This is a genomic window from Streptomyces sp. NPDC002018, from assembly GCF_042890865.1.
GTDB lineage: Bacteria > Actinomycetota > Actinomycetes > Streptomycetales > Streptomycetaceae > Streptomyces.
This window is the reverse complement of sequence record NZ_JBIASO010000028.1, coordinates 18,205-40,539: the sequence shown is the minus strand read 5'-3', so window position 1 is coordinate 40,539 and position 22,335 is coordinate 18,205. Positions and strand designations below refer to the sequence as shown.

Annotated in this window: 17 protein-coding genes and 2 pseudogenes; 13 read left to right on the top strand and 6 right to left on the bottom strand. The window is 71.4% G+C overall.

The features are described 5' to 3' along the window. Window positions 1–299: 299 nt before the first annotated feature. Window positions 300–617 (top strand): annotated as a pseudogene (locus ACFYYH_RS31540) (hypothetical protein); the annotation flags it as partial. Next, window positions 608–1,075: pseudogene (locus ACFYYH_RS31535) on the top strand (M23 family metallopeptidase); the annotation flags it as partial. The pseudogenes ACFYYH_RS31540 and ACFYYH_RS31535, both read left to right, overlap by 10 nt. 63 nt (window positions 1,076–1,138) lie before the next feature. Here the strand turns inward: ACFYYH_RS31535 and ACFYYH_RS31530 are convergent. After that, complete coding sequence (locus tag ACFYYH_RS31530; protein ID WP_388558332.1) at window positions 1,139–1,921, bottom strand: FAD:protein FMN transferase; 783 nt, start codon at window positions 1,919–1,921, stop codon at window positions 1,139–1,141. Window positions 1,922–2,232: 311 nt separating this feature from the next. Between ACFYYH_RS31530 and ACFYYH_RS31525 the strand changes: the two genes are divergently transcribed. The 4 genes from ACFYYH_RS31525 to ACFYYH_RS31510 all read left to right on the top strand — a co-directional run bounded on the left by ACFYYH_RS31525 (window position 2,233) and on the right by ACFYYH_RS31510 (window position 7,508). Continuing rightward, complete coding sequence (locus ACFYYH_RS31525; protein WP_388558329.1) at window positions 2,233–2,982, top strand: response regulator transcription factor; 750 nt, start codon at window positions 2,233–2,235, stop codon at window positions 2,980–2,982. 74 nt (window positions 2,983–3,056) lie between these two features. Beyond that, a complete protein-coding gene (locus ACFYYH_RS31520; protein ID WP_388558388.1) occupies window positions 3,057–4,508 on the top strand; it encodes a sensor histidine kinase in 1,452 nt (483 codons plus the stop codon). A 398-nt stretch (window positions 4,509–4,906) separates the two neighbouring features. After that, window positions 4,907–6,253 (top strand): 6-phospho-beta-glucosidase, encoded by a 1,347-nt coding sequence (locus ACFYYH_RS31515; RefSeq protein ID WP_388558326.1) that lies wholly within the window; start codon window positions 4,907–4,909, stop codon window positions 6,251–6,253. 205 nt (window positions 6,254–6,458) lie between these two features. Continuing rightward, window positions 6,459–7,508, top strand: coding sequence for a zinc-binding alcohol dehydrogenase family protein (locus tag ACFYYH_RS31510; RefSeq protein WP_388558323.1), 1,050 nt, complete (start codon window positions 6,459–6,461; stop codon window positions 7,506–7,508). A gap of 81 nt (window positions 7,509–7,589) precedes the next feature. Here the strand turns inward: ACFYYH_RS31510 and ACFYYH_RS31505 are convergent, their stop codons facing one another. Together ACFYYH_RS31505 and ACFYYH_RS31500 are read right to left on the bottom strand one after the other, a co-directional pair. Continuing rightward, window positions 7,590–10,028, bottom strand: a complete 2,439-nt coding sequence (locus ACFYYH_RS31505; RefSeq protein WP_388558320.1) for a glycoside hydrolase family 65 protein — start codon at window positions 10,026–10,028, stop codon at window positions 7,590–7,592. A 67-nt stretch (window positions 10,029–10,095) separates the two neighbouring features. Continuing rightward, complete coding sequence (locus tag ACFYYH_RS31500; RefSeq protein WP_388558317.1) at window positions 10,096–12,531, bottom strand: phosphoketolase; 2,436 nt, start codon at window positions 12,529–12,531, stop codon at window positions 10,096–10,098. A gap of 342 nt (window positions 12,532–12,873) precedes the next feature. On the opposite strand from ACFYYH_RS31500, the gene ACFYYH_RS31495 reads away from it, so the two are divergent. The 3 genes from ACFYYH_RS31495 to ACFYYH_RS31485 all read left to right on the top strand — a co-directional run bounded on the left by ACFYYH_RS31495 (window position 12,874) and on the right by ACFYYH_RS31485 (window position 14,932). Next, on the top strand, window positions 12,874–14,307 hold the full coding sequence (locus tag ACFYYH_RS31495) for a hypothetical protein (RefSeq protein ID WP_388558314.1): 1,434 nt from the start codon (window positions 12,874–12,876) through the stop codon (window positions 14,305–14,307). 129 nt (window positions 14,308–14,436) lie between these two features. After that, window positions 14,437–14,619, top strand: a complete 183-nt coding sequence (locus ACFYYH_RS31490) for a CsbD family protein (RefSeq protein WP_388558311.1) — start codon at window positions 14,437–14,439, stop codon at window positions 14,617–14,619. 136 nt (window positions 14,620–14,755) lie between these two features. After that, on the top strand, window positions 14,756–14,932 hold the full coding sequence (locus tag ACFYYH_RS31485; RefSeq protein ID WP_388558308.1) for a hypothetical protein: 177 nt from the start codon (window positions 14,756–14,758) through the stop codon (window positions 14,930–14,932). A 103-nt stretch (window positions 14,933–15,035) separates the two neighbouring features. On the opposite strand, the gene ACFYYH_RS31480 is transcribed toward ACFYYH_RS31485, so the two are convergent. The 3 genes from ACFYYH_RS31480 to ACFYYH_RS31470 all read right to left on the bottom strand — a co-directional run bounded on the left by ACFYYH_RS31480 (window position 15,036) and on the right by ACFYYH_RS31470 (window position 17,217). After that, window positions 15,036–15,362, bottom strand: coding sequence for a MiAMP1 family antimicrobial peptide (locus ACFYYH_RS31480; protein ID WP_388558305.1), 327 nt, complete (start codon window positions 15,360–15,362; stop codon window positions 15,036–15,038). A gap of 550 nt (window positions 15,363–15,912) precedes the next feature. Continuing rightward, window positions 15,913–16,380, bottom strand: a complete 468-nt coding sequence (locus tag ACFYYH_RS31475; RefSeq protein ID WP_388558302.1) for a MarR family winged helix-turn-helix transcriptional regulator — start codon at window positions 16,378–16,380, stop codon at window positions 15,913–15,915. Window positions 16,381–16,455: 75 nt separating this feature from the next. Further along, a complete protein-coding gene (locus tag ACFYYH_RS31470) occupies window positions 16,456–17,217 on the bottom strand; it encodes an oxidoreductase (RefSeq protein ID WP_388558299.1) in 762 nt (253 codons plus the stop codon). A 441-nt stretch (window positions 17,218–17,658) separates the two neighbouring features. On the opposite strand from ACFYYH_RS31470, the gene ACFYYH_RS31465 reads away from it, so the two are divergent. From ACFYYH_RS31465 to ACFYYH_RS31450, 4 genes are all read left to right on the top strand, one after another. After that, window positions 17,659–18,531 (top strand): NAD(P)H-binding protein, encoded by an 873-nt coding sequence (locus ACFYYH_RS31465; protein ID WP_388558296.1) that lies wholly within the window; start codon window positions 17,659–17,661, stop codon window positions 18,529–18,531. A 53-nt stretch (window positions 18,532–18,584) separates the two neighbouring features. After that, the gene (locus ACFYYH_RS31460) at window positions 18,585–19,193 is read left to right on the top strand and encodes an NADPH-dependent F420 reductase (RefSeq protein ID WP_388558293.1); all 609 of its coding nucleotides are present in this window, start codon (window positions 18,585–18,587) and stop codon (window positions 19,191–19,193) included. Further along, window positions 19,190–20,185: a zinc-binding dehydrogenase gene (locus tag ACFYYH_RS31455; RefSeq protein WP_388558290.1), complete on the top strand. Its 996-nt coding sequence runs from the start codon at window positions 19,190–19,192 to the stop codon at window positions 20,183–20,185. Before ACFYYH_RS31460 ends, ACFYYH_RS31455 begins: the two co-directional genes overlap by 4 nt. Window positions 20,186–20,553: 368 nt before the next feature. Beyond that, window positions 20,554–22,272 carry a tetratricopeptide repeat protein gene (locus tag ACFYYH_RS31450; protein ID WP_388558287.1) on the top strand — a complete coding sequence of 573 codons (1,719 nt, stop codon included), beginning with the start codon at window positions 20,554–20,556 and terminating at the stop codon, window positions 22,270–22,272. Window positions 22,273–22,335 lie beyond the last annotated feature (63 nt).

The window sequence follows — 22,335 nt, the reverse complement described above, 5'->3', positions numbered from 1 at the left end:
GGCCTCCGGGCCCGGACCGAAGGAGGGGGAGGTGTGCTGTGCGGAGGAGATGACGGGCTCCGTTCACCGGTTCAGATCTGTCCAGTCGTGGCCCGCCGGGCCCTGTGGCGCCGTGCCGCGTGGAGAGGCACGGATCGTGGGGAGCCACAGATCGACCATGCGTGGCGCGCGGGATGTCCGCGAGCAGGAGGCGGCCAATGGGCCGCATCGGGGGGTGCCCACGGTCCGGCGTCCCCGGCGTCCCCGGCGTCCCCGGCGTCCCCGGCGGCCGCGGCGGCCGCGGCGTCCCCGGCCGATCCGACCGCGGCTGGAATCCCTCCTCCGTCCGCGAGAGCTTCAAGGATCTGCCCCAGGGCAGACCCGAGGCCCAGGCCGCGTACGAGAACGGCTGCAACGGCGGGCTCGACGGCTCCGGCCGGCGGGTCGCCAACCCCGCCGGGATCGACCTCGCCGACGGCACCTTCGCCAACGTCGGGCTCAGGGACAACGGATGGGTGAGCGTCACCTATCTCTGGACCGGCCCCCAGACAGGCAAGTCCTTCCCCACCTGGGGCACCGACGTACGGATCAGGCACCAGGCCACCACGGCGTCCCCCGAGGTGGCGCGGGCCAGCGGTGGACCCTGAGCCGTCACTCCGCGGAGGTCCGCAGAGCGCTGGACTTCGTATGCGCCGACGGCGGCTCGACCGCGGGCACACCGGTCCTGGCCTCCGCCGCCGGGACGGCGACCCGGAGGTCACAGCCCGGCGGCGCCGGCAACCACATCGTGATCGACCACGACGGCGGCTGGCAGACCTACTCCTTCCATCTGGCCTCGTACTCGGTGCCGAGCGGCGCGGTGGTCGCCCAGGGGCAGCAGATCGGCGTCACCGGCAGCACCGGCAACTCCTCGGGCCCGCACATCCACTACGAGCAGTTGCTGAACGGTACGGGCCAGAACATCGTCATCAACGGGGCGGGGCTGCCCTACCCCTCCCAGTACAACCAGACGTATCTGACCAGTGACAACGGCTGCGGGGGCGGCGGCGGCAACTTCCGCACCTGGGGTTCCGACATCCGGGTCAGGGCCGACGCCTATGTGACCTCGCGACGGGTTCCGTGACGGGGAAGGCAGGGCCCTGCGGGGGAGGCCCTACGACTACGAGGGGAAGCCGCTGCTCTGCCAGGTCTCTCCCTCGGCGGTGACGGCCAGCGCCTCGTAGCCGCTCTGCGACTCGATCCACGACCGCGCCGGATTCCCCATCGCGAAGGCGGCGGTGGCCAGGACGTCCGCCCGTGCGAGAGACGGGCCGGCCACGGTGACGGACAGCAGCTCGGAGGCCGGCAGACCGGTGCGGGGGTCGATGATGTGCCCGCTGCGCTCGGCCGATCCGGAGGTCGCCACGCCCAGGTCATGGCCATGGACGACGGCGATGAGCTGGTCGCGGTAGACGGGATGGGCGATACCCACCCGCCAGGGCACGTCCGGCGAGGCCTCGCCCCTGAGCTGGAGATCGCCCCCGGCGTCGATATAGGTGTTGTGCGCTCCGGCCGCGTACAGAGTCCGCGAGACATGCTCCACCGACCACCCCATCACCAGGCCGGAAGGATCCAGCCGGCCACGGGGAGTGGCGGTGAAGAACCCCTTGGTGTCCCGGCTCGCCTCCTCGCAGAGCGCGAGGACCTCCGCCACCACGGCCGGGCACTCCTCCACGGTCGTCTCGCCGCGCGAGAGCCGGTTGACGGCACTGTCCTCGCGGAACGTGGAGAAGAGGGCGTCCACCTCGTGCAGCCAGGCGACGCTCTGCGTGACCGCCCGGCCCACCTCATGGGTCACCGGGTCACGGACGTCGAACGAGAACACGTTCCCCATGACATGCTCGAAGTGACGCAGCCCGGGATGCGGACTGCGCTCGCTCTGCTGGTCCTGTTCGGTGATCACCACATGCTTCCTCTACCGGGGGCGGACCGCCTTGCGCAGGCCCGACCCTCACCGTCGCAGGACGCCCTCTGAGAAGCCTCTGAAGACAGCGGCCGGACGGGGGGAACGGAACCCTCCGGAGACGGAGACGGAGACGGAGACGGAGACGGAGACGGAGACGAGACGACGACGGAGACGACGACGGACGGGCAGGAGCAATCGCCGACACGCCGACGGGGGCCCGCCGATCTGCCGCCGACACGCCGGGGACGCGCAGACGCGGAGGCGTCCTGCCCGGCTCGGCGAGCACGGCGAGAGAAGCTGGATCCACCATGGACAAACACGCCAGTCATGCCGATCACATCGCCTCTCCCGTCCTGAGCAGGCCCGACGGCGCCCCGGTGCGCGTCCTCGTCGTCGACGACGAGCCCGACCTGACCGAAGTCCTGTCCGGAGCGCTCCGCTACGAGCACTGGGAGGTCCGCAGCGCCGGCGACGGCGACTCCGCGGTCCGTATCGCGCGTACGTTCCGGCCCGACGCCGTCGTGCTCGACTGGATGCTGCCCGACATGGACGGCCTCCAGGTCCTGCGCGGGCTGCGGGCCGCGCTGCCGGACGTCTGCGTGCTGTTCCTCACCGCCCGCGACACCGTGGAGGACCGGATCGCGGGCATCACCGCGGGCGGGGACGACTATGTCACCAAGCCGTTCAGCCTGGAGGAGGTGCTCGCCCGGCTGCGCGGACTGCTCCGCAGAGCCGGGATGGCCCGGGAGCCCGGCGGTGACCGGCTGGTGGTGGGCGAGCTGGTGATGGACGAGGAGGCGCGCGAGGTCACCAGGGCGGGAGTGGTGGTGGAGCTGTCCCGTACCGAGTTCGAACTGCTGCGTTTCCTGATGCGCAACGCCCGCCGGGTCCTGTCCAAGGAGCAGATCCTCGACCGGGTCTGGTCGTACGACTTCGGCGGGCAGGCGCATGTCGTCGAGCTGTACATCAGCTATCTGCGCAAGAAGATCGACGCGGGCCGGACACCCCTGATCCACACGGTGCGCGGGGTCGGTTACGTACTGAAGCCGGACGCGTGAGCCGCGTGAGCGGCCCCGGCCGCGGGGGACAGGACCGCGGGGGACAGGACCGCGGGGGAGGGGCGCGAGGTGCCCTGCGGCGGCTGCCCGTGCCACGCACCCTGAGGGCGCGGCTGACCGCCGGACTCCTGCTGCTGCTGTCCCTCGCCTGTCTCGCGGTGGGGGTGATCACCGTGCTGGCGATCGAGGGCTTTCTGATGACCAAACTCGACCACCAGCTCGCGGCGGCCGACGGACGGTTCGCGGCCAGTCTGGAGCACACGGAGGGCCCGGCCCCCGGGTATCCCGACACCCGGGGGCAGGCGGAGGGCACCTTCGGCGCCCGGCTGCTGTTCGGTGTCGCCGTCCAGGCGTCGATGGTGCGCGGTGACACCTACGTTCCCGTGTCGCTCACCCGTGCGGACAGGGATGCCCTGGCCGCCGTACCTCCGGACGGGATGGGGCACACCGTCCAGCTCTCCGCCCTCGGGTCCTTCCGGGTGGTCGCCGAGGAGGGCGGCGACGGCGACACGCTCCTCACCGGACTCCCGCTCAGACGGGTCACGGACATCGTGCACCAGTTGGAAGTGGTGGAAGTCGCCGTGTTCGGAGCCGCGATCGTGGTCACCGGAGTGCTCGGCGCGCTCTGGGTACGGCTGTCCCTGCGCCCGCTCAGCCGGGTCGCCGCGACCGCCACCGAGGTGACCCGGCTGCCGCTGGCCAGTGGCGAGGTCGCCATGCCGCGACCGGTGCCCGACACCGACACACGGACCGAGATCGGCCAGGTCGGCGCCGCGCTCAACCGGATGCTCGGCCATGTCGGCGACGCGCTCACCCGCCGCCACGCCAGCGAGGAGCGGCTGCGCCGGTTCGCCGCCGACGCCAGCCATGAACTGCGCACCCCGGTCGCCACCGTGCGCGCCCACGCGGAACTGGCCCTGCGCCACACCGAACCCGTACCCGGCGACGTACGGCACGCCCTGGAGCGCATCCAGTACGAGAGCGAACGGATGAGCGGCCTGGTCGAGGACCTCCTGCTGCTGGCCCGTCTGGACGCGGGCCGCCCGCTGGCCCGTGACACCGTGGACCTCACCCGGCTCGCGCTCGACGCCATGGGCGACGCGCGCGCCGCCGCGCCGGAACACCGCTGGCTGCTGGATCTGCCCCGCGAACCGGTGACCGTCACCGGCGACGAGCACCGTCTCTACCAGGTCGTCGCCAACCTCCTGGCCAACGCGCGCACCCACACCCCGCCCGCCACGACCGTGACCCTGCGTATCGCCGGCGGTGAGGAGTTCGCCGAACTGACCGTCACCGACACCGGCCCCGGCATTCCCGAGGGGCTCCAGCCGGAGATCTTCCAGCGCTTCACCCGCGCCGACCGGTCCCGTTCGAGGGCCGCGGGAGAGGGGACCACCGGAGGGACAGGGCTGGGTCTGGCGATCGTCACCGCGGTGGTCGCCGCCCATGGCGGCACGGTGGAGATGACCAGCCGCCCGGGGCACACCGCCTTCGTGGTACGCCTGCCGTCCGCCAGGACCGGTTGACCGGCGCGGGCCGTGCCCCGGGCGGGTGTCATACGTCAGACGGTGCCGTCGGCGTGACCGCCGCCGACCGTGCGCGGCACACAGCCGCCCGCGGCGTACAGCCTCGCGTGGAGCAGGCCTTGTGCCGAGACGGCCTCGCGTGGAGACGGCCTCGCGTGGAGACGGGCTTGTGCGGAGACGGCCTCGCGTGGAGGCCTCCCGCCGCCGACGGGTAAGGTTCACGGCGTGCCGGCCGAGCGACGGCCTCCGTTGGCCCTGTGCGAACCGCCTCGCGGCGGCCTCCTCCCCAGCACCGGGACACCCCGGACGCCTTCGGCCTCGTAGTGACCAACGCCCCCGTGGACACGGCGCCCCGCGCGCACCGTGCCGACGGAGGCCGACGCGAAGGCGGTTCCCGCGTGAGGCTGACCATTCTCGGCGGTGGCGGTTTCCGGGTGCCGCTCGTGTACCGGGCGCTCCTCACCGACCGGGCCGAGGGCCGGATCACCCGGGTCACCCTCCACGATCTCGACCCCGCCCGGCTCACCGCCGTCGCCCGTGTGCTGGCCGAGCAGGCCGAGAGCGTCCCCGGCGCGCCGGCGGTCACCGCCACCACCGACCTCGACGAGGCCCTGCGCGGCGCCGACTTCGTCTTCTCCGCGATCCGCGTCGGCGGTTCCGAAGGACGCGCGGCCGACGAACGGGTCGCCCTGGACCTGGGCGTCCTGGGCCAGGAGACGGTCGGCGCGGGCGGTATCGCGTACGGCCTGCGCACCGTGCCCGTCGCCGTCGACATCGCGCGCCGCGTCGCCCGGCTCGCGCCCGACGCCTGGGTCATCAACTTCACCAATCCCGCCGGGCTGGTCACCGAGGCCATGTCCCGTCATCTCGGCGACCGGGTCATCGGGATCTGCGACTCACCCGTGGGGCTGGGCCGGCGGGTCGCCCGCGTCCTGGGCGCCGACCCGGACGAGGCGGGGATCGACTACGTCGGCCTGAACCATCTCGGCTGGCTGCGCGGTCTGCGGGTCGCCGGACGGGACGAACTCCCCCGGCTGCTCGCGGACACCGAGGCGCTGGGCTCCTTCGAGGAGGGCAGGCTCTTCGGCCCCGAGTGGCTCCGGTCCCTGGGCGCGATCCCCAACGAGTATCTGCACTACTACTACTTCAACCGCGAGACGGTACGGGCCTACCAGGAGGCCGAGCAGACCCGCGGCGCGTTCCTCCGTGACCAACAGGCCCGTTTCTACGACGAGATGGCCCGCCCCGGCGCGCCCGCCCTCGCGACCTGGGACCGTACCCGCGCCGAACGCGAGGCCACCTACATGGCGGAGAACCGCGAGGCGGCGGGCGTCGGTGAACGGGACGCCGACGACCTGGAGTCCGGCGGCTACGAGAAGGTCGCCCTCGCCCTGATGCGTGCCATCGCCCGCGACGAACGCACCACTCTCATCCTCAATGTCCGCAACCGCACCACGCTGCGGGCGCTCGACGAGGACGCCGTCATCGAGGTGCCCTGTCTCGTGGACGCGAACGGCGCCCATCCGCTCTCCGTCGCGCCGCTGCCGGACCACGCGACCGGACTGGTCTGCGCCGTCAAGGCCGTGGAACGCGAGGTCCTCGCCGCCGCGGCGAGCGGCTCGCGCGCCACCGCCGTCAAGGCGTTCGCCCTGCATCCGCTGGTGGACTCGGTGACGGTGGCCCGCCACCTCGTCGACGGCTACACCGCGGCACACCCCGGCCTCGCGTATCTGAACCGTCCCTAGGCCCTGTGCGGCGGAGGCCGGTGCCGGCGGAAGCGGGCTGAGCGCCGGAAGCGGCCTGAGTGCGGGAAGCCACGGCGGGGCGCCGGGCGGGGGGCCGTCGGCGGCGGGCGACTGGCGGGGGCGCTCCGGCCGGTGCGACGCTCCGGTGGGCGCGGACGGGCCGTGGCCGTTTGCCCCGCGTCGGTACCCGCCGCACGCTGGACCTATGGCTTCCCCCGCTGCCGCCGCCTCACCCCCCTCGCTCCCCGGGACACTGAGTGGCTGGGCCGTCGAGACGCCCGGCCCGGTCGCCACCGGGCCGCTGGTCCGGATCCGCCGCCGTACCCCGGTGCCCGGCCCCGGGGACCTGCTGCTGCGCGTGGAGGCCTGCGGTGTCTGCCGTACGGATCTGCATCTCGCCGAGGGGGATCTGCCGCCCCACCGCCCCTCGACCGTCCCCGGCCACGAGATCGTCGGCCGGGTGGTCGCCACCGGCGAAGGGGTGAGTCTGTTCCGCACCGGCGACCGTGTCGGCGGAGCCTGGCTGCGGGGCACCTGCGGGACCTGCCGCTACTGCCTGGCGGGCCGGGAGAACCTCTGCCCGTGGTCCGTCTACACCGGATGGGACACGGACGGCGGCTTCGCCGATCTGACCCTGGTGCCCGAGGCCTTCGCCTACCGGCTGCCCGAAGACCAGGACCCCGTCCTGCTCGCGCCCCTCCTCTGCGCCGGGATCATCGGCTACCGCTCGCTGCGCCGCAGCGCGCTGCCCGAGGGCGGACGGCTGGGACTCTACGGTTTCGGCGCCTCCGCCCATCTCGCCGCCCAGGTGGCCCTCGCGGAGGGTGCCACCGTCCATGTGCTGACCCGGTCCGCGCGGGCACGCGAACTCGCCCTGGAACTCGGCGCCGCCTCGGCGGGCGACGCCTACGACCGTCCGCCCGAGCCCCTGGACTCCGCGATCCTGTTCGCGCCGGTGGGGGATCTCGTACCGGTGGCGATGGAGGCGCTGGACCGTTCCGGCACGCTCGCCGTCGCCGGGATCCATCTCTCCGACATCCCCGTCCTGAACTACGAACGCCATCTCTTCCAGGAGCGGAATCTGCGCAGCGTCACCTCCAACACCCGTGACGACGGCCGGGAGTTCCTGGCACTCGCCGAACGGATCGGTATCCGGGTCACCACCAGCCCGTACCCGATGAGCCGGGCCGACCGGGCACTCGCGGATCTGGCGGGTGACCGGGTGCGGGGGGCGGCCGTGCTCGTACCCGACTGACACCCCCGTGCCCCGCCCCCATGGTCCTTGTGCGGCTGGTCCTCGCGCGGCGGTCCTTACCTGCGTCCTCACCTGGTGCCCCTACGGGCCGGGTGGGCCGGGTGGGCCGGGTCCGGGCCCCGCGTGGCCGGGCAGATCGAGCCAGCGGGCCGTACCGGGAGCGACCGTGTGCGCGCGTCCGCCGAGCATCACCCGTACCGGCTCCCCGTCCTCCCCCGGTACGAAGACCCGGACCCGCTCCGCCCGGATCCGCAGATCCACCTCCCAGTGGTTCCGGTAGCGGATTCCCACCCGGAACTTCGAGAGCTGCGGCAGCGGCGCCGGATCCAGCCAGACCGCGTTCTCACGGGTCTCCAGACCGGTCAGACCGCGCTGGACGAAGTCGAGGGTGCCCGCCATCGCGCCGAGATGGATCCCCTCCGCCGTGGTGCCGCCCTGGACGTCCGCCACATCCCCGATCAGCGCCTCCTTGGCGTAGGTCCACGCCTCCTCCCGGTGGATCCGGGCCAGCACCCACCCGTGGACCAGCGCGCTCAGGGTGGAACCGTGGCTGGTGCGGCGCTCGTAGTAGTCGACGGTGGTGCGCCAGGAGTCGTCGTCCAGCCGGTGCCCGAGCCGCCGGAAGAGACCGGCGAGCTCCCCGGGGGAGAAGAGGTACCCCAGCATCAGCACATCGGCCTGCTTGGACGCCCGGTAGCGGTTGACGGTATCGCCCTCGGCCTCCAGGATCCGGTCCAGCCGCCGGATGTCGCCGTACCGCTCCCGGTATCCCGCCCAGTCCAGCTCGGCGAGGTCCCCGTACCCCTCGAACTGGCTGACGATCCCCTGGTGGAAGGGCACATGAAGGGTGCGCGAGAGATCCTCCCAGCGGTCCGGCTCGTCACGGTCGAGGCCGAGCCGTTCGAAGAGCCGCCGGCGGCACGGCGCGGGCAGCGCCCCGCAGAGTTCGCGCGCCCGGGTCAGCACCCAGGCCGCGGTGACATTCGTATAGGCGTTGTCGTCCAGCCCCGGCGCGCTCGCCCCCGGATAGCCGTCGTGGTACTCGTCGGGGCCCATCACCCCACGGATGCGGTACCGGGCGAGGGAGGGGTCCCACACCGCGCGGCTCGCCCAGAACCGGGCGATCTGGAGCAGTGTCTCCGCGCCCTTGGTGTGCAGGAACTCCACATCGCCGCTGGCCTGGCAGTACTGCCACACGTTGTACGCCACGGCGGAGCCCACATGGTGCTGCAACCGCGAGTGGTCGGCGATCCAGCGCCCGGAGAGCGGGTTGAGATGCAGTTCCTGGCTCTCCTCGCGGCCGTCGCTCCCGCTCTGCCACGGATACATCGCCCCCGTGTGGCCCGCCTCCCGCGCCGCCCGGCAGGCGGCGGGCAGCCGGCGGTGACGGTAGCCGAGCAGGGCCCGGGAGACCTCGGGGAAGTGCAGATTCAGAAACGGCAGGACGAACAGCTCGTCCCAGAAGACATGCCCCCGGTACGCCTCGCCGTGCAGCCCCCTGGCGGGCACCCCCGCGTCCAGTTCGGCCGTGTGCGGGGAGAGGGTCTGGAGGACATGGAAGAGATGCAGCCGCAGGATCCGGCCCGCCTCACCGGGCACGTCCAGCGCCGCACGCCGCCAGATGTCCGCCCAGGCACGCCGGTGCGAGGCCAGCAGCGGGGCGAAGGCGGGCGCCCGCCGGGCCTCCCCGACGGCGGCGGAGAGCGGATCGCTGATCGCCGGGTCGCGGGAGGTGTACAGCGCGACCGTCTTGTCGACGGTGACGCTCTCCCCGTCCGCCACGGGAAGCACCAGCGTGTGGGAGGCCCGCCGTTCGGTCAGCCGCGCGGTGGCCGTGCCGCTCCCGCCGGAGGCGGCCCGGGTGCGCGCGGCGAGCGCGATCCCGATGTCGGAACTGACGGTACGGCAGCGCAGCCACAGGGTGTCACCGTGCTCGGCGCCGGTCCGCACCCCCGTGAGATGCCGGTTCGCCAGATCGCGGTACCGCTCCACCCCGGCGTTGCGCACCTCGCCGTCGAGCCCCGACTCCACCTCCACCCGCCCCGCCCACCCCTCGGCGGTGAACGAGGTGCGCTGCGCGGCCAGATGCGGCTCTCCCATGTGCACCAGCCGGCACTGCTCCACCGTCAGCCGCCGCCCCGCGTCGTCCTCGTACACCGAGCGGATGACGAGGGTGCCCCGCCGCAGGTCCAGGGTCCGCCGGTGCCCGGTCAGTTCGGCCCGGTCCGGGGACAGCCACGGTCCCGGCTCCGCGCCCTCGGGACACATGCGGTACCGCAGGGGCAGCCAGTCGGGGAGATTGACCAGATCCTCGTTCTCGATCCGGCGTCCCGCCACGGTCGAGACCAGCCGGTTGTAGCAGCCCGCCACATAGGTACCGGGGTAGTGCACCGGTCCCGAGGAGGTCTCGGACACCGCGCCCCGGGTGGCGAGATAGCCGTTGCCCAGGGTGCACAGGGCCTCGCGCAGCCGCTCCGACTCCGGGTCGTACCCCTCGTACGTCCAGCTCCAGGCGCCCACGGTCAGTCCTCTCCGACGGCCGGGGGAGCGCCCGGTACCGGCGGGTCCTGAGCGGCGGGTCTCCCGCTCACAGACGTGTCGTGGGATAGATCTCGCTGTCCACGGGCACCGGCTGCCAGGTCCAGTCGGTCACCTCGGGCAGGTCGACCCCGTGCTCACGGATCCAGGAGTGATGCCTGAGCCGGGCGTCCTCCATCGCCTGCCGCGCGTGGGTGGCGCGCACGGCGAGTCCCGGTACGCGGTCGATGACATCCATGACCAGCCGGTAGCGGTCGAGGTTATTGCGGACCACCATGTCGAACGGCGTCGTGGTGGTGCCGGACTCCTCGTAACCGCGGACATGCAGATGCCCATGGCCCGTATGGCGGTAGGCGAGACGGTGGATCAGCCAGGGATAGCCGTGGTACGCGAAGATCACCGGCTTGTCCCGGGTGAACAGCGCGTCGTACTGGCTGTCGGACAGCCCGTGCGGATGCTGCGACTCCGGCAGCAGCCGGGCCAGATCGACCACATTGACGACGCGGACCGCGAGCCGGGGGAGATGGCGGCGGATCAGCAGGGCGGCGGCCAGCACCTCCTGGGTCGGCACATCGCCCGCGCAGGCCAGCACCACGTCCGGTTCCTCGCCCTCGCGCTCCGTACCCGCCCACTCCCACACACCCGCGCCGCGCGCGCAGTGGGCCCGCGCCTCGTCCAGGGTGAGCCAGTCGTAGCACGGCTGCTTCCCCGCGACCACGACATTGACGTAGTCACGGCTGCGCAGCACATGGTCGGCGACCGAGAGCAGCGTGTTGGTGTCCGGCGGCAGATAGACCCGTACGACCTCGGGCGCCTTGTTCAGCACATGGTCGATGAAGCCGGGGTCCTGGTGGGAGAAGCCGTTGTGGTCCTGGCGCCAGACATGCGAGGTGAGCAGATAGTTCAGGGAGGCGACCGGGCGTCGCCACGGCAGGGTGCGGGACACCTTCAGCCACTTGATGTGCTGGTTGACCATCGAGTCGACGATGTGCACGAAGGCCTCGTAGCACGAGAAGAGACCGTGCCGGCCCGTGAGGAGATAGCCCTCCAGCCATCCCTGGCAGGTGTGCTCCGAGAGGATCTCCATGACACGGCCGTGCCGGTCGAGATGCTCGTCGACGCTCAGCGTCGCGGCCTGCCAGGCCTTCCCCGAGGCCTTGTAGATGGCTTGGAGGCGGTTGGACGCCGTCTCGTCGGGGCCGACGACCCGGAAGTCGCGGCGTTCGCTCGTGGCCTCCATGAGCGCCTCCAGCAGATCGCCCAGCACCCGGGTCGGTTCGTGCAGGGTGACACCGGGCCGGTCGACGCGTACGGCGAACGGCTCCAGGGCCGGTACGGGAAGCTCACGCAGGAGGAGACCGCCGTTGGCGTACGGCGTGGCGCCGAGCCGCCGCGTGCCCTCGGGAACGCAGGCGAGCACCTGCGCCCGTGGCCGGCCGTGGTCGTCGAAGAGCTCCTCGGGCCGGTAGGAGCGCAGCCATGCCTCCAGTTGCCGCAGATGCTCGGGGTTCTCGCGGACGGCGGGCAGCGGCACCTGATGGGCGCGCCAGGTCCCCTCGACCGGCAGTCCGTCCACGATGGCGGGACCGGTCCAGCCCTTGGGCGTACGGAGCACGATCACCGGCCAGCGGGGCCGTTCGGTGGCGCCTTCCTCCCGGGCGGTGCGCTGGATCAGCGCGATACGGTCCAGCGCGGTGTCCATGGCCTCGGCCATGGCGCGGTGGACGGTGTCCGGGTCGTCACCGCCGACATGCAGCGGCTCGTGGCCGTAGCCGCGCAGCAGTTCGTCCAGCTCCGGTCCGGGGATCCGGGCGAGCAGGGCCGGATTGGCGATCTTGTAACCGTTGAGATGGAGGATCGGCAGCACCGCGCCGTCGCGCACCGGGTCGAGGAACTTGTTCGAGTGCCAGGACGCCGCCAGCGGGCCGGTCTCCGCCTCCCCGTCACCGATCACACACGCGACCAGCAGATCCGGATGGTCGAGCGCGGCGCCGTAGGCGTGGGAGAGCGAGTAGCCGAGCTCACCGCCCTCGTGGATCGAGCCGGGCGTCTCGGGCGCGACATGGCTGGGCACTCCGCCGGGGAAGGAGAACTGGCGGAAGAGCCGGGCCATGCCGTCCCGGTCCCTGCTGACGTCCGGGTAGACCTCGGAGTAGCTGCCCTCCAGCCAGGAGTTGGCCAGCACGGCGGGGCCGCCGTGTCCGGGGCCCCAGACACAGACGGTGTCCTGCCCCCGCGCCCTGATGACACGGTTGAGATGGGTGTGCACCAGATTCAGCCCGGGGGAGGTACCCCAGTGGCCCAGCAGCCGGGGCTTGATGTGCTCCGGGCGCAGCGGCTCGGTGAGCAGCGGATTGCCCATGAGGTAGATCTGACCGACCGCCAGGTAGTTGGCGGCTCGCCAATGGGCCACCAGAGCGGCCAGTTCCTCGTCGGTGACGGGGGCCGTGACCATCGTGCCTGCCGACGTGCTCGCCTCGCGCATGGCTCTCCTCCGCGGCTCGTGGGTGTCGTGGTCAGCCTTGTCGCGGGCGAGAGGTGCCCGTTGGATCCTGCCGCCAAACGACCCCCGGCCGGGCCCTCCGGGGCCGTTCGGGCCACGGCCCCTACCCGAACGGGTGAAGGCAGGAGGCCGTCGGTGACGCGCGGGGACGCGGCCGGACCGGCGCGCCGGGACCGTGTCCGAAGTGAGAAGTGAGGTGACGGCCGTACGGGGCGCGGCGGGTGACGGCACGGGTCCCGCTGTGCCCCGTACAACTTTCCGACGGTCCGGGGGGTCGTGATGACCGTAGCCAACCGCTACGACCGGACGACCATGGGAGACGTCATGACCCGACGCCTGACCCGTCGCACGATCACACCGTTCCTCGCCGTCGCCGCCCTTGTCCTCGCCGCGGCGGGACCCGCCCGAGCCGGGGGCTCGGACGCGCTCTGGATCGCGGCTCCCTACGAGATGGCGCTGCTCGGCCCGGACGCCGACGGCAACGCGCCCACCAGGACCCTGAACATCGAGATGTCGCACGACAACACGGACATGGTCGTACCGGCCGGCACGCTCACCGTCGATGTCACCGAACTGGCCGGCCTCGCCGAGATCACCTGGCCCGCCAACTGCACCGAGCGTGTCGACGGAACGGGCGAGGACCGTTCCGTCACCGGCGACTGCTCCTTCCCCGGACTGTCGGCAAACTCCTCCGTGCACGCCGCGGAGATCGGGTTCACGGCGAAGCCCGGCGCCGTCGCGGGGACGGTCGCGACGATCAGATCCACGGCCGTGGCAGGCGATCTGACGGCGTATCCGGCCGAGACGACCGTGACCGTGGCCGACGGACCCGATCTGGGGCTGACACAGGCGCCCGACCGGAACGGTGTGAAGCCGGGGACCGGCGTCGTCATCCCCGTCACACTGGCCAACCACGGCAACCGCACCGCCGACCGCACCCTGCTGAGCCTGTTCGCCTCGCACGGCCTGGACTTCGTCTCCCGGTACGGGAACTGCGAATACCTTGACGAGAACGCGGCGACCAGCCCCGCCGGCACCTGGGCCCTGTGCGTACTGGACGAGCCCGTCGCCCCCGGCCGGACCTTCTCCCTCGACGCGGGCGCGCTGCGCACGGACAGGACCGTGCTCTACGACCGCTTCGACTACGCCGTGGAGCCGTACTCCGACGAGGCACTGGAGCAGGCGCGAGCCGGCCGCCCGTTCGTGCGGGGCAGCGGGGCCGAACTCGATCTGCGCCCGGCGGCCGCCGCACCCCGCGCGGCCGCCGCGGACAGCGATGTCGACACCTCCGACAACTACCGTTCCGTGCTCGTCAACGCCACCAACACGGCGGACCTGAAGCTGATCGGCAGCGAGGTCCGGGGAGCGGCGGGCAGGACCGTCACGGCTTCGGTCACGGTGCGGAACCGGGGTCCCGCGTGGGTGGCCTCCCTCGGCGCGGGGGCGCCGGTGGCGACCGTGGACATCACCGTGCCGCGCGGGACGACCGTCACCGGCACGCCGGAGGACTGCCGCGCGCTCGACGCCGCGGGAGAAGGGCGGGAGGAGCGGCTCGGCGCGCCCCGTTACCGCTGCGCGACGCCTGTCTTCCTGCACGAGCGGGCGAGCCACACCTTCTCGTTCTCCCTCCGTATCGACCGTGTCGTGCCGGGCGCCCGGGGGAAGGCGGTCACCCTCAACGACATGCCGGATCTGAGCATCGGCGACTTCGACCCGAACCTGGACAACAACCGGGCCGCCGTCGTCGTGAACGGCTGACCGGACGGGCCGCCGCACCGGGGCGCGGCGGCCCGTCCGCACCGGTGGGTGAGCACTGTTGTCGGCAGGCGCGGTTCGGCGGTCCGTCCTAGGTTGGAGGGGCAAGGACCGCACTACCGAGGAGCCGTGATGGGCGACGACAGCGCCATGGACAAGGCAAAGGGCAAGGCCAAGGAAGCGGCGGGGAAGGTCACAGGCAACCGCCGTATGGAGACCGAGGGAAAGACCGACCAGGCGAAGGGCAAGGCGAAGGACGCCATGAAGGACACGAAGGACCGGGTCAAGGGTGTGAAGGACTCCCTCGACGACTGATCCGTGCCCGTGCCCGTACCTCTGCCTGAATCCACCATATCGGCCATATTCATATGACCATTCCGGGAGTAACCTGGACATAGGGGGATTGTGATTCTCGGGCCTTGTGCAGGCCCGTCACGTCTAGGGGTTTGTCATGGCCGACACCGATTTCTACTCACGCGACCGGCCGGAACACCCCGAGCTTCCGGAGGACCGCCCCCGTGGACGCTCGGAGGATTTCGTGCCGGAGCACCACCGGATGCGGACCACCACGATCCTCCTCATCTCCTTCGTCGTCCTGGTGCTCGTGGGGATCCTGCTGTTCCCCTGAACAGCGCGGAGGCCGGTGTCGGCGCCGGGGCGGACCCCCGGCGCCGGCACCCGGTCATGCTCTCGTGACTGGAACGACCGCGCACGACCCCCGATGGCGGCCGTCAGCAGTGGATCTCGATGCTCTTCCACCCGAATGACGCGTTGCGCTCCGAGTCGCCCCGGAACGTGTAGTGCCCGTGCCCGCGGGGACAGTCGCGGTCGTTGTACATCGTGGCGTCCTGTCCGCGGTGGTCGAAGTAGTAGGAGCCACGCTTGCCCTCGTTGAGATTGCTGCAACCGCAGGCCACGATGTGCTGCGGCTGCCCCTTCTGGTTCGACAGCGGGTAGCCGTACCAGTCGCTCGCCAACGCGGCTCCGGAGGTCAGTGCCAGCACGGCGGACGTCACGGCCGAGGTGACGGCGAGACGCAGGGTGTGACGATTACGCATGACAGCTCCTCTGGTTGACCGAAAGCAGGTGATTACTTTGCGCTTTCATGTGAACACGAGGTGTTACGAATGCGCGAATGGAACCCCGCAGTCGAGGTAACGAGGCCGGCGTGCCGATGAGCCCGCCCCGGCATCGCGTCGCACTCGGGCCCGGAGTCGCCGGTGCTGTGTGCCGGCGCTCCCTCGGAAGCGCTGACGCCCGTACCGACCTGCCAGGGCCCTTACCGAGCGTGACCGGGTGGCGGTTCGTTCGGGGTGGGCGGCTGTGACGTAGCGCATGGCGGTCTGCTCGGTGATGCCGAACAGGCCCATCAGCTTGGCGGGTCGGCGCTTTCGGCCGCTTCGTCGAGGATGCGGTCTTGTCGCGGGCCGCCCAGTGTCAGCCCGCGGGGGAGGGCCCCGGCCAGTCCCCCGTGGGCGTAGCCGGACGCCCGGTCCAAGGCGTCTTCCATCCGCCCCTTGGCTCGGCCGCGAGGTTCACGTCGATCCGGGCGAGGCCGTACACGGCGCGCTCAGCCCGTGCAGCCGGGAGGGGGCCTTCGAGCCGTGTTCATCGCGGCGTGGGGCGATTCGCGGTGTGGCGGCGGAGGGCTTCGGTGAGAACAGGGGTGATCTCGATGAGCTGTTCCTGCTGTTCGGGGCTGAGGTCGTTGAAGGCTCTGCTGATGTCGGTCCGGTATTCGTCCCAGGCCAGTTTCTGGAGAGCGGTTCCGCCTCGCGTGAGGGAGACCACGGTGCTGCGGCCGTCGGCGGGGTTGGGCCGACGCTCGACGAGGCCGTCCTCGTCGAGGGCATCGACGAGGGCGGTGATACGCCGCTGCGTGACGCCGAGCGCTTGGGCGAGCTGGGTCATGGTCTGCGCCCCGTCGGTGTGCAGCGCATTCAGGAGCCGCATGCGGACATAACTGACCGAACCGGCCGGGGTGCAGGCGTTGATCCAAGCCCCCCAAGCGGGGCCGAGTTCGGTGAAGAGCGCGACGAGTTCCTCGGATCTCGATGGGCTGGTCTGTCGGGGCATGTCGGGACCCTATCTTGCGAGTCCGCGGAGGGGCGGCGCTGCCTGGCCGCCGACGCGGCCAGGCAGCAGGGCGGTTCAGGATCCGCCCGTGACCTTGATGTTCGTCCCCGTGATCCACTGGGCGCGGGGGGAGAGCAGAAATGTGACGGCCTCGGCGATGTCGCCGGGTTCGCCGGCACGCCCGAGAGGGACACCGGCGACCAGGGCTTCGCGGGTGGCGCCGATTCCTTCGGCGATGGTCCGAAGGATGGCGGAGCCTCCGGGAGTGTCGACCGGGCCAGGGGTGACCAGGTTGACGCGGATCCCCTCCTTGGCAAGGTCTTGGGCGATGCCCTTGGTGTAGGTGTCCAAGGCGGCTTTCGCCGCGACGTAGTGCAGGAGCGGGCCGGACGGCGTCTCGGTGCCGTTGGTGGAGATATTCACGATCGCCGGGTTCTCGGCCTTGCGCAGCGCCGGAAGGGCCGCGTTGATCAGGCGGACCGCGGACAGGAAGTGGATGTCCAGGGAGTCCTGCCACTCCTCGTCCGGAATCGACTCGGAGCCTTCGAGGTGCACGCGGGCCGCCCCGGCGTTGTGCACCAGCAGATCGAGGCCGCCGAGTGTGTGTTCTGCCTCGGCGACCAGGTTCGTGATCGCGTCGGCCGAACGTAGGTCCGCCGGGATGAAGGTCGAGCCTTCCGGCGTCGTAGCCGCGCGGGAACGAGCGGTGGTCACCACGTGGGCGCCTTCATCGAGCAGCTGCTGGGCGATGGCAGCGCCGATGCCGCGGGATCCCCCTGTGACCAGCGCGCGGCGGCCGGCGAACTCGCCCGGGATGGGCTTGCTAGGTGTGTACATGCACCCAGTGATACCACCAGATGCTGTACGGCGCCAATAAAAACTTACCCCCGCCTGTAGTTCCGCAGGCCCCCCACGCCCCGCCTGCCCACACGCGGCATACTCGACATATATGAGCGTAACTGCCACGTCTGGCGGGTGAGATCGCCTTCCGCTTGCATCTCCTCCAGGGAGATGTACTGTGGCGCAGGTAGTTACTGAACCCCGCTATTAGTTGGTGTGGAGGTGGCGGCCGACAGTCCGCCTGGACGCGTCCGGGCCGAGCGGCCCTGAGATCGCCCGGTCGGACACGGCGCGGCCGAAGCCCCCCTCCTCCCGCCCGAGCGGGATTCGACCGCTGTCCGGCGGCACCTTTCGCGCCGCCGTCTGCCTGGCACCAGGCCGGACCTGCGGGCGCAGGCGAAGCGGTACCACCCGTCCCCCTCTTCGGAAAGACGTGAAATGAGCAAGATCCTTGTGACAGGCGCCAGCGGTGTGCTCGGGAAGAAGACCCTCCAGCACTTGCTGGACCGGCGCCCGGCCGGCGACCTGGTCGGACTCGTGCGCGATCCGGCCAAGGCCCAGGACCTGGCCGAGCCGGGCGTCGAGCTGCGTACGGGCGACTACATGGATCCGGAGTCGCTGCGAAAGGCGTTCGTGGGCATCGACAAGTTGATGCTGGTCCCCACGCACGCCTTCACCGACCGTAGGACTGCCCACGCGAACGTGATCGATGCCGCGGTCGGCGCCGGTGTCCAGCACGTGGTCTATGCCCCCATCATCCGCGATGAGGGCTCGACGCTCTCGATGAGGGAGATTACCGCCGAGGACGAGTTCACGCGGGCGAAGCTGGCCGCGTCGGGGCTGGCCTACACCCTGGCCGGGCACCCGCCGTTCCTCGACGTCATCACCCCCTACATGGGAGCCGACCCGTACGAGAACGGAGTACGGGTCCCTGCCGGGGACGGGCGGTTCGCCGCCGCTTCCCGCGACGACCTGGCAGCGGCGCAGGCCGCCGTCCTCACCGAGGAGGGACACGAGGGGAAGACGTACCGCCTGACCGGCGGGCCGTCCGTCTCCTTCGCCGAGATCGCGGAGATCCTCTCCGCCATCCACGGCTCCGGTGTCCCCTACGTTCCCGTCTCCGACGAGGAGTACCTCGACGCGATGCGCACGGTGGGGTTCCCCGACTTCGCCGTCGAGTTCGTGCTCACGTGGGTGCAGGGGATGAATGCCGGCGAGTGGGAGGCCAGGGGAAAGGACCTGGAGACGCTCATCGGCCACAGCCCCACGACCACGGCCGAGTTCCTGCGCGCCGAATACGCCACCCGCTGACCGTGCTCTCGGTCAAAAGACACTCAGAAAAAGACACTGAGAAAGGTGCGTCCATGAGAATCGGATTTCTCGGAGCAGGCGTCGTCGCCCAGACCATCGCCCGGCACGTACTGCCCCTGGGACAGCAGGTCCTGTTCAGCAACACCAAGGGACCGGACTCCCTTACGCCGCTGGTCGAGGAACTCGGCTCCGGCGCCTCGGCCGGAACCCCTCAGCAGGCCGCCGAGCAGGACATCGTCGTCCTCGCGGTCAACTGGCCCAATGTGCAGAACGCCCTGTTCTCCGTTCCCGACTGGTCGGGTCGCCTCCTGGTCGACGCGACCAATCGGGTCGCCGGCTATGACCCGCTCACCCTCGGCGACCTCTCAGGACGCACCTCCAGCGAGATCGTCGCCGACCTCGCCCCCGGTGCCCGCGTCGTCAAAGCCTTCAACTCCGTTCCCATGTCCTGGATCTCCGACTTCTCCTCCGCCAAGCCGCACACAGTCCTGTTCGTCTCAGGCGACGACAGCGAGGCGAAGAAGCCAGTCACCGAACTGATCGAGCAAGCCGGCCTGGTAAGCGTCGACCTCGGTTCGCTGGCAACCGGCGGACGCTTGCAGCAGCTCGGTGGCCCCCTCGCCGGGATCAACCTCACCTTCGGCGGAAGGTTCACCACATGAAGGCCCTGGTGTACGAGACGGCGCACGACCTCGCCGACTTCGCCCTTGAACGGGCCGAGGTACCCGAGCCGACGCTGCGCGACCAGGACGTCCTGGTCGAGGTCCGTGCCATCGGCGTCAACCCCGGCGAAGCCCTCATCCGCAGGATGCGCAGTGCCGAGCCCGGCGGCCGGGTCCTCCTCGGCTGGGAGTTCGCCGGGGTGGTCATCGCGGTGGGAGAGCACGTACAGCGCTTTACGGTAGGCGAGCGCGTCTTCGGCACCGGCGACACCACACGTGACGGCGGCTGGGCGGAGCGGCTCGCCGTCGACCACCGGATCCTCGCCAAGATCCCGCAGCAGCTCTCCTTCGTCGACGCCGCGAGTCTGCCCATCGGCGCTCTGACCGCGTCCGAAGCGCTCTTCAGAGACCAGGACGCTCTGCCGGCCGGAATCACCCGGGTCCTCGTGCTCGGGGGTGCCGGCGCCGTCGGCTCACTCGCCACCCAGCTCTTGAAGACCAGGACACCCGCGCTCGTCATCAGCACCGCATCGCGAGAAGCCTCCCGGCAGTGGTGCTCGCAGATGGGCGCCGACCTGGTGCTCGACCACACGGGCGATGTCCCCGCACAACTGAACGCGGCCGGCATTCCGCACGTGGACATGGTGCTCTCCACCGCCGCGAGCGCCGACCACCTCCGCTGGATCCCAGACATCCTGCGCCCGTTCGGACACCTGTCCGTCGTGGACGGCGTCCCTTCGCTGGACGTAGGCGCTCTCGCGGCGAAGTCCTTGTCCCTGCACACGGAAATGGTCTTCAGCCGGATCGTCCACGGGGCCGATCCCGAAGCCCAGGGCCAGACCCTCGAAAGCGTCGCCGAGCACGTCACCGCCGGACGCCTGCGCCCCATCACCACGCGCCGACTCGACGGGCTCACGGTCGAGACGATGCGCACCGCCCACGCACTCGTCGAAAGCGGACGAACCATCGGCAAGATCGTCATCGCTGCCTGACCCGCTACGGGGCCCAGGCAGTACGTCGCAGCTCTACGTCGAGTGCGAGGAAGGCCGACTTCAGGATCTCTGCGGCGACCTGCGACGACCTGCGGCGGCGGACTGCGAACGTCCCCCGGGCACGCTGCCGGCGCTACTTCCAGAACCCGGCACGTGGACCGGGACTGACGCACCGCCCACTTCAGTTCGCTGGTGCCGTAATTCGCAAAGGTGAGGGGTGAGGAGTGCTGAGGGGCGCCGCCGCCGGCAGCTGTGCCGCCGGCACCGCGCCGTCATGGCTGAGCCGCGTTCGTGGGGCGCGCTATTCCCCGGCCCCGGTGTGCAACCAGGGCACGCGCCCGGTCGTCCCTTGTACAAGGGGGAAGACCATGGGAACTGTGCGCATCCTGTTGCCGCCACTGCGGCTTCTCACCCGGATCGCCTTCCGGGCGGGCGGGCCGCTGCTCGGCGTCGCTCTGCTGCGGAGCCTCGCGCCCGGATGGGTGCTGCTACGGGCGGACCCTCTGGAGCGGCGCTTCGCATGGGGTGAGGAAGCCGTGGCCGTGTACCGCACCCTCATGACGCGTGCGCACCCCCACCACGCGCACCGGGACGGCCTGGCCCGAGCCCTCTCCCTCCACGCCCATGTGCTGCTCCTGACCGGCCGTCACGAGGACGCCCTCGCCGCGGCGGACGAGGCCCTGGCGGTCCCCCGGGCCCGTGCCTCCTCGACGCAGACCGCCTACACCTTCCTCGTCCGCGCCCTGGCCCTGGCGGAGACGGGCCGGCTGGACGAGTCGCTCAGGGTGGCCCGGGAGTGTGTGGCGGCATACCGGAACGCCGGCAGGCCCGCGCGCGGGGACAGGTCGCTGGGGAGTCTCCTCGGCGCCCTGCGTACCCACGCGTGGGTACTCGCCCGCTTCCCCCGTCATGAGGAGTCGGTCGAGATCTACCTGGAGTGCCGGGCGCTGCTGCGGAGCATGTCCCTGTGGAAGTTGCTCGGCGTCCAGTCGGTGCAGGCCCGCGTGATGATCGAGCTGACCGGCGGACTCCGCGCCCTCGGCCGCTACGACGAGGCCGTCGCGGCCGGCACCGACGCCCGCGAGTGGACCGACGGGCTCCCCCCGCGGCTCTACCCCGAGATCCTGGCCCTGCGCGCACGGCTCCTGACCGATCTGGCCTGGTGCCACGGCGCCACCGGCGATCTTCCCCGGGCACGCGACACCGCCGAGCAGGCCGTCGCCGTGTCCCGGGCCCTGACCGGGCGTCACCCGGCCGACGGCGAGCACCGCCTCGTCCTGGCGCTGCACTGCCTGGCACACCAGCTCGGCGAACTGGACATCCCCGCGGGAGAGCGGCTGACCCTCCGCGAACTGGCCGACCTCTGCACCCGGCTCGCCCGCACCCGCCCCGAGGCCTATGTCCCCCTGCTCGCCGAGGCGCTGGACGACCTGGCCTTCTCCCACCGGCGCCAAGGCGCCCACCGCAAGGCCGTCGAGGCCGCCAGGGGGAGCGTCGACGCCTACCGGCGCGCCACCGAGACCGACCCCCGGACCTACGAACCCGAACTGGCCCGCACCCTCGCCAACCTCAGCGTCCGGCAACGCGCCACGGGCGGCTACGAGGCCGCCGTGTCCCACGGCCGCGAGGCCCTGGCGATCACGCGGCGACTGGCCGACGCGGACCGGGACACGTACCAGCCCCTGGTCGCCGACCGGCTCCGTATCCTCGCCCGAGCGCTGCGCCGCGCGCGGAACGAGCCGGAGGCGCTGAGCTGCTACGAGGAGGCCGAGACCGTCCTGCGGGAACTGATGGAACACGCCGAGCCGGGGATCCACGAAGCCGCGCTCTCCGCCACCCTCTCCGCCCTCGCCGCCACCCTCCGCACATCGGCCGAGGCCCACCTCGCAGCGGGCCGCGCCGACGAGGCGGTCAGCGCCCTGCGCCGCCTGCTCGCCCTCACCCGCCGCGCCGACCAGTCCGATGTCCACGCCTCCTGCCTCGCCGCCTTCGACCGAGCCCGCGAGCAGTCACCCGACGAGGTCAGACAGGCATGGCGGCGCGCGACCACCGACCCGTACCCGTCGTTCGTCTACCGGGCTCCCTAGGGCCTGTCCGGACGCCGGGGATCGAAGCCCGGTCCTCCCGCCGGTCCTCCCACCGGCCGCACA

What these genes read in the sequence shown, in the direction of transcription:
- ACFYYH_RS31470 (WP_388558299.1), bottom strand. Translation starts at nt 17,217, where the DNA reads ATGTACACACCTAGCAAGCCCATCCCGGGCGAGTTCGCCGGCCGCCGC.
- ACFYYH_RS31465 (WP_388558296.1), top strand. Translation starts at nt 17,659, where the DNA reads ATGAGCAAGATCCTTGTGACAGGCGCCAGCGGTGTGCTCGGGAAGAAG.
- ACFYYH_RS31450 (WP_388558287.1), top strand. Translation starts at nt 20,554, where the DNA reads ATGGGAACTGTGCGCATCCTGTTGCCGCCACTGCGGCTTCTCACCCGG.
- ACFYYH_RS31490 (WP_388558311.1), top strand. Translation starts at nt 14,437, where the DNA reads ATGGGCGACGACAGCGCCATGGACAAGGCAAAGGGCAAGGCCAAGGAA.
- ACFYYH_RS31455 (WP_388558290.1), top strand. Translation starts at nt 19,190, where the DNA reads ATGAAGGCCCTGGTGTACGAGACGGCGCACGACCTCGCCGACTTCGCC.
- ACFYYH_RS31510 (WP_388558323.1), top strand. Translation starts at nt 6,459, where the DNA reads ATGGCTTCCCCCGCTGCCGCCGCCTCACCCCCCTCGCTCCCCGGGACA.
- ACFYYH_RS31460 (WP_388558293.1), top strand. Translation starts at nt 18,585, where the DNA reads ATGAGAATCGGATTTCTCGGAGCAGGCGTCGTCGCCCAGACCATCGCC.
- ACFYYH_RS31495 (WP_388558314.1), top strand. Translation starts at nt 12,874, where the DNA reads ATGACCCGACGCCTGACCCGTCGCACGATCACACCGTTCCTCGCCGTC.
- ACFYYH_RS31500 (WP_388558317.1), bottom strand. Translation starts at nt 12,531, where the DNA reads ATGCGCGAGGCGAGCACGTCGGCAGGCACGATGGTCACGGCCCCCGTC.
- ACFYYH_RS31525 (WP_388558329.1), top strand. Translation starts at nt 2,233, where the DNA reads ATGGACAAACACGCCAGTCATGCCGATCACATCGCCTCTCCCGTCCTG.
- ACFYYH_RS31475 (WP_388558302.1), bottom strand. Translation starts at nt 16,380, where the DNA reads ATGCCCCGACAGACCAGCCCATCGAGATCCGAGGAACTCGTCGCGCTC.
- ACFYYH_RS31480 (WP_388558305.1), bottom strand. Translation starts at nt 15,362, where the DNA reads ATGCGTAATCGTCACACCCTGCGTCTCGCCGTCACCTCGGCCGTGACG.
- ACFYYH_RS31485 (WP_388558308.1), top strand. Translation starts at nt 14,756, where the DNA reads ATGGCCGACACCGATTTCTACTCACGCGACCGGCCGGAACACCCCGAG.